General features: G+C 50.8%; 11 protein-coding genes and 1 pseudogene. 7 read left to right on the top strand and 5 right to left on the bottom strand.

The genetic code is table 11. The features are described from left to right. Positions 1-204 precede the first annotated feature (204 nt). Complete coding sequence (locus K3T82_RS22070; protein WP_220195713.1) at positions 205-1,713, top strand: APC family permease; 1,509 nt, start codon at positions 205-207, stop codon at positions 1,711-1,713. A 184-nt stretch (positions 1,714-1,897) separates the two neighbouring features. Here K3T82_RS22070 and K3T82_RS22065 read toward each other — a convergent pair whose 3' ends face one another. The 5 genes and pseudogenes from K3T82_RS22065 to K3T82_RS22045 all read right to left on the bottom strand — a co-directional run bounded on the left by K3T82_RS22065 (position 1,898) and on the right by K3T82_RS22045 (position 8,446). Then, a complete protein-coding gene (locus K3T82_RS22065) occupies positions 1,898-2,770 on the bottom strand; it encodes a thioesterase domain-containing protein (RefSeq protein WP_220195712.1) in 873 nt (290 codons plus the stop codon). A 16-nt stretch (positions 2,771-2,786) separates the two neighbouring features. Further along, the gene (locus tag K3T82_RS22060; protein ID WP_220195711.1) at positions 2,787-5,333 is read right to left on the bottom strand and encodes a glycoside hydrolase family 2 protein; all 2,547 of its coding nucleotides are present in this window, start codon (positions 5,331-5,333) and stop codon (positions 2,787-2,789) included. Between the two features lie 13 nt (positions 5,334-5,346). Beyond that, complete coding sequence (locus tag K3T82_RS22055) at positions 5,347-6,315, bottom strand: DUF1839 family protein (protein WP_220195710.1); 969 nt, start codon at positions 6,313-6,315, stop codon at positions 5,347-5,349. Continuing rightward, a pseudogene (locus tag K3T82_RS49975) lies at positions 6,312-7,231 on the bottom strand (amino acid--[acyl-carrier-protein] ligase). The gene K3T82_RS22055 and the pseudogene K3T82_RS49975 overlap by 4 nt, the downstream one beginning before the upstream one ends. 15 nt (positions 7,232-7,246) lie before the next feature. Beyond that, complete coding sequence (locus K3T82_RS22045; protein WP_220195708.1) at positions 7,247-8,446, bottom strand: acyl-CoA dehydrogenase family protein; 1,200 nt, start codon at positions 8,444-8,446, stop codon at positions 7,247-7,249. Positions 8,447-8,851: 405 nt separating this feature from the next. On the opposite strand from K3T82_RS22045, the gene acpS reads away from it, so the two are divergent. From acpS to K3T82_RS22015, 6 genes are all read left to right on the top strand, one after another. After that, positions 8,852-9,247 (top strand): holo-ACP synthase, encoded by a 396-nt coding sequence (gene acpS, locus K3T82_RS22040; RefSeq protein WP_220195707.1) that lies wholly within the window; start codon positions 8,852-8,854, stop codon positions 9,245-9,247. A gap of 120 nt (positions 9,248-9,367) precedes the next feature. Further along, on the top strand, positions 9,368-9,625 hold the full coding sequence (locus K3T82_RS22035; protein WP_220195706.1) for an acyl carrier protein: 258 nt from the start codon (positions 9,368-9,370) through the stop codon (positions 9,623-9,625). A 559-nt stretch (positions 9,626-10,184) separates the two neighbouring features. Next, on the top strand, positions 10,185-11,438 hold the full coding sequence (locus tag K3T82_RS22030) for a glycosyltransferase (RefSeq protein WP_220195705.1): 1,254 nt from the start codon (positions 10,185-10,187) through the stop codon (positions 11,436-11,438). Positions 11,439-11,501: 63 nt separating this feature from the next. After that, the gene (locus K3T82_RS22025) at positions 11,502-12,206 is read left to right on the top strand and encodes a sugar transferase (protein ID WP_220195704.1); all 705 of its coding nucleotides are present in this window, start codon (positions 11,502-11,504) and stop codon (positions 12,204-12,206) included. 15 nt (positions 12,207-12,221) lie between these two features. After that, complete coding sequence (locus K3T82_RS22020; RefSeq protein WP_220195703.1) at positions 12,222-14,234, top strand: tyrosine-protein kinase domain-containing protein; 2,013 nt, start codon at positions 12,222-12,224, stop codon at positions 14,232-14,234. 5 nt (positions 14,235-14,239) lie between these two features. Next, a complete protein-coding gene (locus K3T82_RS22015) occupies positions 14,240-17,416 on the top strand; it encodes an oligosaccharide flippase family protein (RefSeq protein ID WP_220195702.1) in 3,177 nt (1,058 codons plus the stop codon). The last annotated feature ends 4 nt before the right edge of the window (positions 17,417-17,420 follow it).

Genomic DNA, 17,420 nt, shown 5'->3' with positions numbered 1-17,420 from the left:
TTTGAAGGCTAATCCTTTCAAGAGGGTATCTCTTTCGGGGGACGGCGGTAATCACTATGAGGGTGATTGTCGTCACGCGCAGATTTTTCGAAGAAGGTGTAAGCCGTCAGTACAAAGAGGTGGGGAGGTTGGGCTCTAGCCTGCTTTCCTTCCTCTCATGAGTAATAAGGGCATTGTAAGAAGCAGTGCCATTGTGGATGGCATATGGAGATAAATAGCAGGCCAAGCAGGAGGCGACCACGCCTGGCGATTCTACATTCGGAACAATACATTCCCCAAGTCATGCCTAAGATTTTGGGGACGCGCGACCTGACATCAACTTATATCATTGCGGTTTTCTTTATAGTAAACGCGGCGACAGCGGCCCAGGCGGGAGCGGGAGCTTTTACCTACCTCTTCATTGGTGCGATAGCATTCTTCCTACCAAGCGCACTAGCAACAGCCCAGTTAGGGCGTATGTTCCCACATGAAGGCTCTCTCTATAATTGGACTCACAAGGCATTTGGTGGATATTGGAGCTTCTTCATCGGCGTGGGAGCCTGGTTCCCAGGCGTTCTGGTCATGATCGCGGGCTCAGATGCTGTAATTACCTTGTTACAGAGCTTTAATAATACCTGGTTGGTAGAACCATGGCAACAAGGCCTGGTGATCGTGTTTTTGCTGATTTTGAGTTGTGTGATATCGATCCAGCGCACACGTGTTGTCCAGAACTTAGTAAACATGGGTGCGCTCTTGATTATGTTGGCGGTCGTCATTCTGGCGGTTGCGACACTGGTATGGTACCAAACAGGGCATGCTTCAATGACCAATTGGTCCGATCTTACAGCCTGGCAGGTCCACTGGTCAGGCGAGCATGCGAATATCAATCTTTTCGGCCTGATTACGCTTGCTTACCTGGGAACCGAGGTTCCTTTAAATATGGGTGGTGAGATGAAGGGGAAGCTACCTGCTTCTCGCCATATCTTCTGGGGAACACTATTAACTCTGATTGGCTACTCTGTGGCAACATTTGCTCTTTTGAGTATCCGTGGTGGTGGTAGTGCCATTACTCCAGTAGACCTTATTACTCTGGTAGATATGACTCTCGGAAAGTTCTGGGGCAATATCTTCTCTGTCTTTGTAATCTTGTTCTTTGTGATTGTGCCTGTTGTGTATAATAGCTCTTTCGCTCGCCTTGTACTCGCTGCTGGTGTAGATAAGCGGTTGCCTCGCCTGGTTGCTCTGTTAAATAAGGGGCGAGCACCAGCCAACGCTATTATTATCCAGACTATCCTGGCGAGCATGCTGAGTATAGTTATCTTTTGCATCGCACCTTACGTCGTGGTTATTGATCTCACTTCCGCTAACCTCACGATTGCGGTATATAACGTTGCTCAGGCGAGCGCGACTCTGGTATGGGCCATTTCAACAGCCTTTCTGTTTATCAATCTGATTGTGTTCTATGTAAAGGATCGTGACTGGCTATTCAGGCAGTTGGTAGTTCCACGCTTTCTACTGTTCTTAAGCGTCATTGTGGGGCCACCTGCCTGCCTGCTGGCTATTGTTGATACCTTGTTCTATTCATGGACGGCTGTTATACCTAACGTTACATGGGGTATGATTGTAGGCGGTGTTACGGCAGGCTGTCTTCTGGTTTCGGGTATTACTAGCCTGATCGCGAATAGCGAGGCTGTGTGGGAGGGGGTGCTTACTACCGAGGATACAAATGGGTAGTATGTGGGTGTATTGTTGGCTGAAAAGTCACATATGACTGATGCCATAGAGTCAGGGAAGGATGAGTGGCGAGAAGCAATTGCCACTCATCCTTCCCCAAAATCTAAAACGCATACCATCTGCCAATAGTACACGACGGCGCTGGCAAAAGCACGGCGCCATCTCTTACCTGTATTGGTCGTGCTTATGCCTCGTCCGTCTCGACCTGTTCAACATAGGACTTGACGTGTTCAGAGAGTTGCCCGGAATGCTCGGTGACACAGGTAAGGTGAGTGCCGGGTAATATGGTCACAGGTGCCCCCTCTGGTTCAAAAGCCTGCCATCTTGGACGCTTATCTAGATCTTCTTCAACCCAGATAAAGCGTGTGGGCGTTGGGTCAAAATTCGGTTGATAGTCTCCTGCCAGCCAGGCGTAGTAGCCTGCGAATTCCTTGTGCAGTGTCTCTAATGGGGGAAACACCGTCTTAAAACGCGAATCAAGTTCAATCAGTGCTTCATAGCCACTGAAGCGTGGATGATCGGCGGGTTCTACGTAGCGCAAAAGGTGGCGTCGAGCGTGACGCATACGCAGGAATATATCGCGTTGGAACGATGGGCGGATATGCAAGGCAGAGCAGATGGCGCGCGAAGCCTTGAGTAACTTCCGCGCTTTTATTGGGAAGGTGGAGGGGGTAATCATAACCATAAGCCGCACCTCATCCCCATGCGTCTGAAGTTGGCGTACAACCTCGCAGGCAATGAGTGCCCCATTGCAATAGCCTCCTAGCAGATAGGGACCATCCGGTTGCTTCTGTTTGATGGCTTTGACATGTTCAGCGGCTAGCGCTTCCAGAGTCAAGGGTTGATTAGGTCCGTCGAAGTGGTAAGGCTCAAGCGCATAAAAAGGACGCTTACGTCCCAATGCTCGCGAGAGCGCATACGCGTAAATAGGAGCCTGCGACCACCAGTCGCCATGCAGGAAGAAGAAAGGGCGCAGACCCTTGCCCACCTGTAGTGTAAATATGGGAGCCTGCGGGTTTTCAACCGCAACCTCTGTTTGCTGTGTAATGTTCGGCATCGGCGCCAATCCGTTTCTAATCAAATATGACCTGGATATTTACAGAGTGCTGACTATTGAGTGTGGTGAGTGAGCCCCACAGAGTTGACTTGTTTCCCTGAGGGGTGAGGCGCACCGACTTTGTGCCACCTGGGTATAGATGGAAATAGTTCTCTTCTGGTAGGTAGCCGCTAGCATTGATTGCGACTGCTTGCGCAAACTGCTCCGTATGTATTTGCAGCAGATAGCTACCATCAACCTGTAGTGCTGCTTGTGCCTGTAATCCGATGGACTGCTCTTGTACATTTGGTAGCCCATGAGGAAAGTAGAAGCTTTCACCAAGGACCTGACCAGTCTCCCTCTCGCTCAGTATGGCGACCACGATATCATGTACCGGTGGGCCAAAGCGATAGGCGTAAGTGAGGTCAAGAAAGCGCCCTAGGAGTGCGTCAACATGTAATTCTTTTCCTACACGCGGCGGGATCGATACCTCGATACTTAAAGTCTCCTCTACCTGCGTTCCTGGCAAACGATACAGAGCCAGTTCTAGCCTGGCATTGATTGGCTCTGCCTGCTCGTTTACCAGATGAAGGTAGAGTCCGCTTACCCCTTCATCACTAAAGAAGCAAGTTTTCGGGCGCAGGACGCGTTGCAAATAATAGTAGGCGGCCTTGGGATGACCAAGCGCGTCGACGACTCCCCAGCCTGCGCCGGGCCAGAGGTCGCGATAGAACCAGATCAGACCTCCTTGTGAAGGCGAGGACTGCCGCCTCCATTCAGCGAAGACATAAGCCATGACCTCACCGCTGACGACGCGGCTAAGCGCTAGATAGCGCTGGATATCGGTATAGCGAAGCCGCATGGGATCGACACGGAAGAGCTGTTGTAGATAGTAGTCACGGATATCATCGAAGTCCCAGCCAGTAGCGTGATCGCGAGGAACACGGGCCTTCCACTTTGGATGGTTGGTAGGAGATTCGCCGGGCCTGAGAACGAGATCAATAGTCTGATCCTCTGGTATATTGGCAAAAGTAAGGCATTCAGACGCGAAGCGTGTGCCGCTCTGTCGAGCATCCTCCAGGGGTCGCATATAGGCTCCCACCCCCTGATAGTGCGAGTTGCCTACATTGGCCTGGAAGGGCAATGCTCCACCGCTTGGACTGGAGGGCCAGTAGGCTGTATCTACATAGGAGCGGCAGAGTGCGGGCAATTGTTGCTCGAAGAAATCGCTTTGCCACATCTCCTCAGAGAAGCCAAGCATTGCTATCTGCTGCTCGATCTCGCTATTGCCGCAGATGATCGCTAAGCATGCATGGCCCTGGAGGCGTTGTAAGATCTGCTCGCATTCGGTTTGAACATTGGCAAGGAAGGTTGGGTCCGTGAAAGGATAGTCCATATTGGCAAACATAAAGTCCTGCCAGACGAGGATGCCTAGTTCATCACATAACTTGTAGAACGCCTCATCCTCGTAGACCATTGTGCCGCCAACTCGCAGCATGTTCATGCTTGCTTTGCGTGCCATGCTTAGGGTTTGCTCATAGTCCTGCCTGCTTGCTGTGAGGGTGACGATGTTGAGAGGTGTCCAGCATGCTCCTCGACAGAAGATAGGCTCTCCATTGACGTGAATAGCGAACTCGCCATGCTCACTTAGCAGCTTGATAGACCGGAAGGCTAGCCGACCGCAGTCCACACGCACGGTTTCTTCTTCGTAGCCAAGCTCGATGCTAGCAGGATACAGAGATTGCTTGCCATGGGTATGAGGCCACCACAGCTCAACCTCGTCAAGTTGGGCCTCGCCATGGAGCGTAAAACTATCTGCCCCTATGTGCTGGATAGATAAGGGGAAGATTTCAGCGCCAACGTGTAGGGCTGCTCTATTGGGTCGCGTACCGACCAAACTACGGGCCTGAAGCTCGGCGGTGACCAGACCCGCATTTCCCTTAAGGGAAGCGCGTACGTCACAGCGCTCGACGGTTAGCGTCACGCGCTCCTCAAGTGTCACACCGCGCCAGGGACCAACGGTCTGGACGGGCGGTGACCAGCCCGGCATGCGCCCCAGGAGCGTTGTGCGGAACCAGCGCAGGTGCTGGTGATCGGTAAGTTGAGTGCGCCAGCGTGGGCGTGGGTGCTTCTTCGCTAATAGGGCCTTGAGCGAGTTAAAGCGGATATAAAGCGTATTCTCTTCACCGCGCGGCCTGAGAAGTGAAGTAACATCGACTTCATAGGCTAGGAACATATTCTCGCTGTGGAGAATTGACTCACCATTAAGCCAGATGTCAGAAATGCTCGCGAGCCCATCGAATTTGAGCACAAACCGACTCCCCACCTCACCTATAGGCGAGGTGAAAGTACAGCGGTACCACCAGTCCTGCTCATCAGCGTTGAGAGGAACGGAAATGTCCCAGCGCTGGTGTATCTGAAGTGCTTGCGCCACTGTGCCCGGCACTGGTGCGGTTAGCCAGCGTTCTGCTTCATAGGCGGCAGCTTGTTCTGGTGTCTCGCAGGATCCTGGCGAGACTGCGAGCATTTCCCAGTGAGTGGGCAATGCGATCTGACGATAGGTATTCACCTGGTATGCATTCATCAAGCTTGCCCTCTTACTTTACATGCAGAACTGGCTGGAGTTCCTGCATACCCAGCTCCCAGTGTTCCGCTATTTCCGCGAAGTAGGCGGCATGATCGAGGGGCTTTTTATTGCGCACCACGCGTGCCGCTCGCAGCAGAAAAGTCTGAGTTCGGCTAGAGATAGCATCAAAGTGTTTGGCTGCTTTTTTCATATACAGCCCACGATAATTTCCAACCCAGTCCAGGAAGTGGCTGGTATAGTTAAAGCATGCTCCGTATTGGCGGAGCGTGGCGAAGGCATACTGATGGTAGGCTGGCAGATTGGGCAGGGCCGCGAGCTGTTCCTCGAAGTGCTGACTATAGGCGTGGAAAGGATTGTGAGTGGGTAGCCGCTTGATATAGTCCGCTAGTAGGCGCTGGCCTTGCAGAGCCAGCGACGCCTCCGAGAACTTCTCAACGCGGTCCAGTTTGGCGAACTCAACGTATGGTGGCAAGGCTGTGGCATGCTCCTGCTGGAAGATACCTGCGAAGTCATCCCCCTGAAGTGTATAGTAGCCACTATTATGGAAGTAACCAAGTTGGCGTGCCTCGGGATCGATAGACTGGATACCAATGGTTGTCTTCTCATGCGCTTGGTGGTAATTGGTATCGCTCACATCTGGCAAATAGAAGGCATCAACCTCAACCAGCGTCATACGGTTGCGGCTGGCTTGCTCACAGACCTGTTCGAGCAGAGAATGCCAGATATTCAGCTCTTGCACATCGATTCCATATAACAGGAAGAGGTCATGAAGCGGGAACTTAAAGAAGGTCCACTGATCTCCCTCAAAGTCGATGGCAACTGTAAAGGCCAGAGCTGCCAGGGGATTGAGGCCCAATGTATGCAGAATCTCGATCCAGAGATCCATATAGCAATTGGATTGGGGCCAGTGATTGGTGCTATCGTGCAGCCAGTGGGGCATGTAGCCCTCTACATTGATGTTTTGTACAACGTGCTTCATGCGCCCCACAACCTCTCTCGGACAACACCGGGCCATTCTGTTACATCCAATCCATGTTTGCGGAAGAGTGCCAGCGTAATGCGCTCCAGGCCAAAGCCTACACAGGCGGTATGTGCTATCTCTCCATTGGCTGTATGAATGCCGAATTCTTCAGCGAAGTGGCTCTGGTGGTAGTTGCAGGAGACAGCCGCTGAGAGCTTCTCATTCGAATTGATGGGTACCAGAAGCTCAAACTTGAGTTCCTGTTCCTGCTGGCTGGCGGCAAGCAGACGACCTCCTGGCCCGAAGAAAGGATCATTCGCGGGTGCTACTACTGGCTCTAATCCCAGGTCACTCAGGAAGGCTGTACCTCTCTCAACCCACTCATTGCGCCACTGCTCAACGATCTGGGGGGGGCGATGCGCACAAACTCATACTGGCGGAAGGATTGCATACGCGCCGGATCAGAGGATGGCTCATGACGGAAGCAATAGCTGCAGACATCGACGAGGCGACCACCTTCTGGTAGTGTTCCGGCGATCGCGGGATAAATAGGGTAGCAAGCAGCAGGTATCAGCACGGCCTCTGTTGAGGAAAGGCGCTGACTCCAATCCTGGTGGCTATCCATTGCTTCCAGTAGTTGCTGATGCTCGCGGTGCTTGCCTGTAAAGGAGTGGACAGAACCAAGCAATTGTGGAAAGGAGCGCATATAACCAGTCTGTTCAGTTGTGGCGCGGCTCATAACTGGAGGGAAGCGCATGACCTCAGCCTTCATCGCGCGTGACGTGCTCATTAGCAAATCTTCGATGCGGCTAATAACATCCTCAAAGACGCCACTTTTGCCATATAGCCCCTCTACACCTGAAGGAATAAGCAGGCCCCGCTCAATAAGCTGTCCAAGGAAGGTCTCCTCATGTTCTGGCGATAGATGTGTCATTGCGTAATCTGCTTTCTATGCTTCTTCTTTATGGACCAGGAGTAGAGCCGCATTTGTCGTCATCAAGCGATCATTACTAATCATTAGGGCAGCCGAATAGGCGTCGCGTAGGTGACGTGCCACGCTGAAAGGTGACTCTTCACTATAGCCAGCCATGCCACAGATGTATAGTGCCTGCTGTACAACTTGCACAACGAGTTGCGAGGCCAGAACCTTTACATTATTCAGGCGAATAACAAATCCCAGGTTAGAGGCACTCTCGGCCAGATATTGAGGATTAGATAGAAATGCCGTGTACTCCAGCACCACGGCTTCATTTGTAGAGCGCATCAACTGGAGATCAGAGGAGGCCTGAACCAGATGATTATCGCCAGGAAGCGAGGTTGTACGCAACTGGCGTGCCTTGCCCTGCATAAATTTACGCGCGCGTGCCATGGCATCGGTCGCAATTCCCTGCCAGCAGGCAGACCAGAGTAGATGTGAGAAGGGAACCATCGTTTGAGGCGCGATCTCGGCGAAAGGGGTATCAAGGATCTGCTCCGGCGAGAGGGTCGCAGAAACATTAAATCCGGGGCTACAGGTGCCACGCATGCCGAAAGTATTCCAATTGCTTGTCTGCTCCATCAGCGTATCCTGACGACGCAGCAGGACGAACACCTGATCTCCCGCAGCAGCCTCAGGTGAGCGCCGGGCTGTGACCAGATAGCCATCGGCATAGGCCCCATAGGATACTGTTGTCGCCTTCTTCGTAAGGCGACATATTGCGCCATCGTGTTCGACGGCGGCAATACTATTGCGAATATCGCCGCCGACTCCAACTTCTGAGGTAATGGAAGCCAGGAGAAGCTGTCGCTCCGCGATTTCATGCAGATAGTTCTGGAAGAACGGGGAAGACTGTCCATGATGAACGAGGCATGCGACCTGAATTTGGTGCATTGCCCAGATCATAGCTGTTGCGGCACAGTATTGCCCAAGAACTTGAGCAATGGCGACAAGGTCAGTAAAGCTATATCCCTCGCCGCCGTAAGCAGGAGGAATGTAGAGAGAGAGGAGGCGCTCCTGGCGGAGGGCATCAATGGCTTCCTGTGGGAAACGAGCCTCTCGGTCGACGCTGGTAGCTGCCGGTAGGGCGATAGTTTTGCCAATATGGCGAACTTTTTGCAGCAAGTCTGCTAGATCGGGCGAAGCCTCAGAGGCTGGATGAATAGCATTCATGAGAGACTAGCTACTCCTTCATTTTACGGGTGTCAATTAAGAAATTCTTGAAATTTGTAGTAATACCCATCCACATAAAGAGATAACGCATACCATCAGGATTATGGAGCGAGTGCTTATCTAATATATTATCTTTGTAGATATGTCAATGCTGACGAAGGGTCCCAAAGAACTACCCTACACTCATCCAATATGCTACAGTATAGCGTATAGTGGCTGGAAAGAGGTTATTTTCGTATTGAAAAAGCTATGTGCCTCCCGAAAGTCCTATCTTGTCTGCAAAGGCAAACTTCCGCGTTTCTGTTGTGCGGTCGCGTCTCTCGTGCTGCCGAACAGATTGACAGTGGGAAATGCAGCCTATTATAATTCATGAAGTTCTAGGACTAATGGTTGATATAAATTGTTATGAATCCATCACCGTATCGCGTTGGGATCGATATTGTACTGGTTAAACAGATCCAGGAATCGATAGAACGTTTTGGCAAGCGTTTTCTAAACCGTGTCTTTACCATGGAGGAGCAGACATACTGCCGAAGTCATTCAAGTGCCCTGACGGTCGCGCAGAGCTTTGCATCGCGTTTCGCCGCCAAAGAAGCTACGATCAAAGTCTTGCGCCCAGAGAAATTCTGGGGTGACTGGCGTGAGATCGAGGTACGGCGCAAGCAGGACGGATCATGTGATATTATCCTGCATAAAGAAGCGAAAGCGCTCGCTGAGAGTCGTAGTATAGCGGCTCTATCACTTAGTATGAGTCATGAAGCTGAATACGCGACAGCCATTGTGATCGCGGATTTTGAGTAATGCCTTAGATAGAAACTTGAACTCTAGCGCGCCCCTCGCGTAAAGATGAGTTTTCGTGTAAAATCTAAGCTCTAGTATCTCTCATTAATCTTTGTCTATTGAGAAGGATAGCTGTTTACCATGAATGAGCGTATTCGTACCATTTTGCGCGATAATGCGCGCCTGCCCATTGATGTCGCCACCCTGAAGGATGAGGATAACCTCTATGACGCTGGCATGTCCTCTCACGCCAGCGTTAATGTTATGCTAGCGCTTGAAGATGAGTTCGAGGTAGAGTTTCCCGCACGTTTCCTCAACCGCACTGCCTTCGCCAGCATCGCCAACATCCAGCACGCCCTGAGCGAACTGGTCAGCGACCCAGAACTGGCGCGAGGTTAACCATCCTCTCGACGTTAGAAACCATGAATAAAGAGCCTTTCCACTTAAGATTTCAGGTGGGAAGGCTCTTTATTTCCTTCGCGTTTGTGGTGTTCATAAGAAGAGCGAGCATAATTGTCAGGTATATACCCAACAATTATGCTCACTTCACTTGTGTGTATCAGTTTGTATTGAAGGCTGAGACCACCAACAGCAGCAAATAGGGATACTCCTGTTAAAAGTACTAAGTAATGTGACATTATGGGCCGAGATCCGATATGATAGGTAAATAGGTTATGATGGTGAGTGTCATGCGATGGTTATTCGACCAGTACGATATTCTGTTGTTCCTGACCAAATTTCCTACAAATATATACAGATAGCAATATGTAAATCATAATGGGATATGGATGAGATGTGGTGGAGTTGATCTTTAACCAATGTTCTTTGGAGAATTGCCTGAAATCAGCATCGCTTTCTGCTAAAAGCACTTTCTCCTTATTCGAAAACCTGAGTGCTAGCTGTAGCAGCGGCGTTGGTTTTTGCATAAGACCTTTATGGATTTGTGGAGTCATGTGTCATGCGTATACTGTTTATCGCGCCCTATCCATTATCACGTATTCGTATTCGCTCATATGGATTTGCCAGTCAACTGGCGAGGCAGCATGACATCACAGTCCTGGTATTGTGTTCTAATCAGCGTGAAGCCCTTGATGTGCAAATTCTTCAAAATGAGGGCTTGAACGTTATTGCTGTTGAGGATAAGCGGATGTGGAAGGTGTGGCGTGCTTTGCGTGCGATCTTTTCTTCTCAGCCTTTGCAGGTTGCTTTTGATGCTTCCCTTCGCTTTCGTGCGGCAATCGAGGAACAACTCGCGGGTGTGCAATTTGATATTGTCCATGTCGAGTTTATCCGCGCTCTGGGTGCGTTGCCTCCAGAAATATCGCCTCCGGTTATATGGGACGCGGTGGATTGCATCAGCCTTCTCTATGAGTATGGAGCAAAGCATGGTGCGACTCCTATGCTGCGCTTTATTGGGAAGCGGGAGGCCGCGCGCACGCGAGCATATGAGCGCTTGCAGCTTCAGCGTTTTCAGCACGTTCTAGTGACTTCGCCTCGCGATCAGCAGGCCCTAGAAGCCATCGGGCGGGATGGTCAGATTAAAGAACAGGGGCAGCCAATCGCGAAGATTACGGCTTTGCCACACGGCATTGACCAGGAGTATTACCAATATTATCGCGGAGAGAGACAGCCCGAGACGCTGATTTTTTCGGGTAAGATGAGCTTCCATGCCAACGTTGCTGGAGCCTTACATCTGGTTCAAAAGATTATGCCATTGATCTGGCGCGAACGACCTCAAGTCAGGCTAGTTATCGCGGGTAGTAAGCCACCTACGAGTATCAGAGCGCTGGCTAAGGACTCGCGTATTGAAGTGACTGGCTATGTCGCGGACCTGAGACCTGCTATACAAGGAGCGCGAGTTGCCATCTGTCCGCTGCCTTATGCGGTGGGCATTCAGAACAAGGTGCTGGAAGCAATGGCTCTGGGAACACCAGTAGTTGCTAGCTCACACGCTGCGGCGGGCTTACAAGCTGTCGCAGGGCAGGATCTCCTGGTCGCTGACGATCCTGAACAGGTAGCGCAGGCTACCTTGAGGTTGCTGAATGATGAAGATGCGTGGCAGACGCTTTCACGTCAAGGTCATTCTTATATTCAAAAATATCATAACTGGAATACAATCACTACTGATCTGATAGCACTATATACCCAGGCTTTAAATAGGGTCTATGAACAGGATACAAATGAAGACTCGATAGCTGGCCTGACTGTCTAGTAGAAATCGACATTTAAATAACGTTTATTCAAGCAACTTGTTTCGTTTGAAGGAGGCTATGGCATGGTTGACCAACGTTATTATGGCAATCTAGCTTATGATCAACCAGAATCCCTAATGCCCAGTATTTCACTTCATGATCTTCAACTACAAGAGGTGCGCGTTTCGCGCACATATCAAATATTGAAACGCACACTTGATATTATTGGTGCACTGTGCGGGCTGGCTATCCTGGCTGTTCTACTTGTCTTCGTCGTATGGATGAACCGCAGGGAGCCGGGACCCCTTTTCTATAAACAGAAGCGCGTTGGGCGGCATGGAAAGCCATTTTATCTTTATAAGTTGCGTACTATGATAGTCGATGCGGATGCGTATCTTGAGCGTCATCCCGAACTGCTGCTTGAATGGCAGCGCAATGGTAAGTTGCAGGATGATCCTCGGATTACGCGGGCTGGGAAGTTTCTTCGTCGCACTAGCCTCGACGAGTTGCCACAAATGTTAAACGTGCTCCGTGGGGAGATGAGTCTTGTTGGTCCAAGGGCAATCCAATTCTCTGAGATTGAAGCCTTTAGTGAATTATTCACCTTGCGTCAGATGGTCAAGCCCGGATTGACCGGTCTCTGGCAGGTCAGTGGACGATCCATGACCAGTTATGAGCAGCGTAATATTTTAGATTGTACCTATGTCCTGGAATGTTCTTTGAGCATGGATTTCCAGATACTCATCAAGACCCTTCCAGTCGTTCTGAACGGGGCCGGAGCTTTTTAAGAAGAGAGTGCAAACATGCAAATGTATATACGGCATTTCCTATGGGTGCTCAGGCGCTATTTGCTTCTGATCATCGTTGGTGTTGTGGTCTGCACAGTGCTAACGGGCATGGTTAGTGTAGTGAAGACGCCAAAGTATGAGGCCGTCGCGATGGTTCAGGTCTCAATGGCGAATGGAGATAACACAAACGATGTCTTCAGTAACCAGGCCCAGGCGGTCAACTTTGCCCTCAAGATGACGACTACCGATGTCTTGAAGGCGGCTACTCAAAAGGTCCCAACAGTCTCGGTTGAAGATCTAAGAGAGTCAATTACCGCCGCGCCTGTTGATGGGACTCAGCTTATTGGGGTGCATGCCACCACCAGTAATGCACAACTCTCTGCCGATGAAGCCAATGCCGTCGCCAATGCCTTCATAGAGTATGAGAAGACGAAGGAAACTCAGCGCCTTCAGGCTATTCTGGATAAGTTACGGTCTCAGATTGTCACCGCTCAGCATGAGGGCGATCAAACGGGTATGACCTCGCTGCAGGATACCTATAGCAATGTGCAGACACAGCTTACCCTATTGGATGGAGGGTTGTTTCTTCAGGATCAGGCATTGCCGCCAACCGCTCCCAATGGGACTAGCTTGGTCGTGAATGCCGCGCTTGGTTTTGCCTTAAGTTTGATTGTCATGTGCGTTCTTGCGATCTTGCTTGACTGGGTCGATGTTTCAGTCAAGACTCCCGAAGATGTCACACAGCTAGCACGTCTTGAAGCTTTGGGGAGTGTGCCTCTGCGTAAGGGGTCTTCATTGCTGACCCCTTCCACTATTGCCAGTGATGAGGAGCTAGATGAAGCCTTTACTGTCGTGAGTGCTAGCTTCCAGGCGTTATACAACGGTCAGCGCTCGTTGATCGTAACAGGTATGCGTAGTCGTGATGGTGTTACGGTTATCGCTTCTCAGCTTGCAACTTCTCTGGCTCAGTCTGGACTACGCGTTTTACTGATCGATGCTAATTTGCGCCGTCCTAAGTTGCATCAGATATTTCAGGCTAACAATTCGCGTGGACTCTCTACAGTATTGCCAGATGTCTATGCACTGAAGAAGCAGCGCTCGCAGTTGCCAGCCTGGCTTGGACAATGGAAGACACCAACCCCTAATCTCTGGCTTTTGCCTGCGGGGGTTGCTTCGGTTCCGCCCTTGACCGTTCTCCGTTCGATGGAGCTGCGCAAGCTTGTCGAGTGGCTGGTCCAGGATACCAATGATCAAGGTGGTGCTTCCGCTGTGGATCTGGTGATATTTGATGCTCCTGGGTTAGATGAGCAGGCTGATGTGAGCACACTTGCAGCCCTCTGTGATAGTAGTCTGCTTGTCGTAGAGGCTGGGAAGGTACGTAAAGAGGGCTTGAAGACTGCTCAAGCTTTGCTACAACGCCTCTCCGCTCCGCTTATGGGTGTAGTGATCAATCGCCAGAAGGAGACCCATTACCCTTATTTCTATACTGGTCAGGAACAACAGGTTGAAGCTCCTGTCGAGGTGACGCCGGCCTCCAAGTATGCTTTGCTGCGCCCGGCAGAGGAGGTAGTAACACCTCAGGCGGTATCCATTTCAGCTCCAATGCATTCCTCACCTCGTACAGTGTCTCAGGCATCTTCAACTCCCTCTTCGCAAAACATGCCGCCTGCTTCAGTATCACCTGCTCCGCGCCCTGTGGCATCAGTACCGTCAACCCCCTCCTCGCATGGCATACCGCCGGTGCCTGCGACTCCTGATCTGCCCACAGCTCAATTGCCTGTATCGGAGATTAATACTCCATCTCCCGCAGTTGTTAGAACCTCTACGCCTATTCCTGAAATGCGGAAAAGTGGAAGCTCTCCATCTTATGAGCCCGTAGAGGAGCGTGCATCCCAGGTTGAACGACCCGCGCAGCGTGCGGCTGCTTCGCGCCCTGGTGGCTGGAAGACACCTAGCTTTAAAAAGGTGATGGAAGAAAACAATCCGCGCCCAGGATCAGAGCCGCCCCATCAACAGAGTAGAAACTAGTTGCTATGGATATATTGACAGGAAAGCAGACGACCAGGAGGGGAAACACCTCCTGGTCGCCAGGGCGAATGTTTGCCGAGAATTTTACTTTCTCGCCGTTGCAGGCGCTCTTATTGCTACTCTTCATTGTATTTCTGCTACTAGTAATTGCTGGTAGCGCGGGTATTGTTTCGCCAATCCTATCGATCGGCGCGCTTGGTGCGGCAGGTGTGCTAGCTCTCTCTTTGCGCTATCCAGTCTTTGCACTGATCCTGGTGTGCCTGGGTGCAGGTTTACCCTCGCTGCTTGTGCCGGTGCCTGGTCATACTATGCGTCCAGTTGAAGGAGCTCTGTTTCTGTGTGTCGGCCTGATTCTGTTTCGCCGTCCCAAGTTTCGCCTACATGCTTCGCATATCATTATAGGGATCTTTTTCCTGATCGCTATTCTCTCCTTTATTCATGTTCCACAGATCGGCGACCTGGAATCGTATGGTGCCAATAAGCGGCTTTTCAGTGCTCTTCTGATGATACTGGCCTTCTTTGTTGGCTCTTTTCTTACTGGCTACATCAAGGATGTGTCTTCGTTTATAACGTTTGCCCTCTTATCGACCGTACCCACCCTTTTAATTGGCATGGGACAGGCATTGAAGCTTCCCATGCCAGAGCTATTGGTACCCAGTCAGGCCATTGAAGTGACGCAAGAGGGTCGTTTGAGCGGACCTTCTGATTCTCCAACCACTTTCGCGTATGCAATGGTGGTGGTGTTCGCTGTGGCTGTGGCTTGCTGGCTACTGGGTACGCGTAGGCGCGATCGCCTTGTGGGCTTTGTCATTGGTTTGGCCTCTGCTGCCGAGATATTGTTGAGCGGTACGCGTATGGCAAGTGCGTTGGTGTTGGTTATCCTGATTGTGGCGCTTCTGGTGACGAGGCGTTTCAAGACTCTGATGGCTACTGGAGTGATGGCGTTAATTGGTATTGCTCTGCTCTTTGATACCCTCCTGCCAAAGTTCTTACATGGTGAGAGTTCGGACACAAATCGCTACTTTCTGTGGGGTAAAGCCCTGCATCTGATCTATGAGAATCTCTGGATCGGTATTGGTATGTCCCAGTTCCCCAACTATTATCAGACATACATTGTCAGTACATCTGATAGGCTAGATCCGGCGGGAATTAGTGTACATAATCAATACCTGGAATGGGCTATGGAGAGCGGTATTCTCTGGCTTGTGGCTGGCGTTCTCCTTATGTTGTGCCTGATTGTAGTCTGCTGGCGGGCATATCGCTTTGCCAGTGAGAAGCGAGTGATCTATCTTGCTACCATCTTGATGGTCCTGGGGTATATGGGCATATGTCTGACAGATGTGCCATTTGACAAGGTAGAATCGACAGCCTGGCTCTTTCTTATAGCAGGGATCGCTGTGGCAAGCGTGAATCCAGCCAGCAAAAAGGTGAAGCGTGCGCTCATGGCGGTTTCACCGAGTATGTCGTTTAGGTATAGCCATCGTCTGGCTAAGAACCAGGCTGATTCAGAGGATGAGCAAGAGGAAATAAAATCTTCCCTTATTGCCAGGATGGCGGATACAGGTAAGATAACCTTACGTGTACCGACGCCCTATATGCGTGCCTTCAACAGTGAGAACATACAGTCCACGAAGGGTTATCTGCCTCCACCTCCGAGACTCCAGAGTTTTGATGCCTCGCGCGAGTTAACAATACCACTTCCGGCAATTGATCTTGGTGCCGATGTTGCTCCCAATGCGCGCAAGACAAGCTTTTCGATCATTATTCAGTTGATCTCATGGGCGGTTGCTATTCCGATTATCTTTCCTACAACCGCGATGTTGACGCGAATTCTGGGGCCTGTACGTTATGGTGAATATAACTTCACTCTCACTATCCTGGCGATTTGCGCTCTGCTCTCGTTAACAGGTATGGACCCTTTGATCAGCCGCTACCTTAGCCGGCAGAAGCGTGAGCAGTGGAGCGAAACGCTGAGCGATGCGCTAAGTACTCGCCTGGTAACCGGAGTTGTTGTGGCAGGACTCGCCGCGCTGGTCACCTGCTTTATTCCTATGGATGGAGAACAGCGCAGTTTGCTGTTGCTCGGCTATGGGACTCTGCTTTTTAGCTACTCCTTTAACTGTGTGCGGTGTGTTTACGAGACAGCCTTTGGAACTGAGCAGCGAGTTGGTGCGACCTCACTACTGACGACGATTAACCGTATGACCACGGCAGGCCTGATTGCTCTGGCGGCTTATATGCACTTTTCCTTCCAGTGGACATATGTGCTGATCGCGTATTCAGATATTCCATACTTCATCATCCTGCTGGTCCTCGCGACGCGACGCTACCACATACGGCTGCGTTTCCGACCGGACCGCATGTTGAAAATTATCAAGGAGAGCCTCGTTTTCACTGGGCACGATGCCCTGGCCCTGCTTGCAGGTCAGATCGACGTTTTGATCTTACAGCCGTTGGGAGGAGCGCTGAGCGTTGGTATTTACTCCCTGGCTCTGCGAATCACCAACCCGCTTATGAATATTGTATATGCCTATGTCAGCGGTTTATTTCCGTACTTGAGCCGGAAATTTGAGGAGGGCTTTAAAGCCTTCGCGGACCTGTATTATGAGTCGACACGCATCCTGGCGCTTGGTATCATCCCGCTCGCGGTCTTTGTTGTCATTACTGCTCCGCAAATCGTTGGATTGATCGCGGGTCCTGAGTACACTGACGCAATTGCCTCGACTCAGTACCTGATGATTGGCATTACTCTGGGCTTCTTTACGCAACTGGCAGTGCGTACCTGTATGGCAGCCAACAAAGAGAATATTATCCCACTTGTTACCGCTATCACTCTGGTTATCAATATTGGAGCCAATATTATTCTGATAACTATGTGGAGCGCGACTGGCGCTGCTATTGCCGCTGTCATAAGCGAAGGTGTTTCTGTTTGCTTGTTCTCCCTGCTGCTTGTCCGTAATGTACAAATCTGGCGTATCCTGCGCATCTTCTTGCAAATTATCCTGGGAACGGTGCCAGGCGCAGCCTTTCTCATCTGGCAGGAGCAACTGTCACTGTTCTATCTCGCTCCTGTATTTTTTGTACTTGTTCTGGTAGGCTGCTTGATAACCAGAGCAGTCTCCCTGAAAGATGTGCAATTAATACGGCAGGTATTCTTGACACGGGCGGGCAAAAACGCTTAAAGTT

Source organism: Ktedonospora formicarum (assembly GCF_016587355.1).
In the GTDB taxonomy this organism is placed as follows: Bacteria; Chloroflexota; Ktedonobacteria; order Ktedonobacterales; family Ktedonobacteraceae; genus Ktedonobacter; species Ktedonobacter formicarum.
Note: the sequence above shows the minus strand (reverse complement) of the source record. Positions and strands in the feature narration are given on the sequence as shown.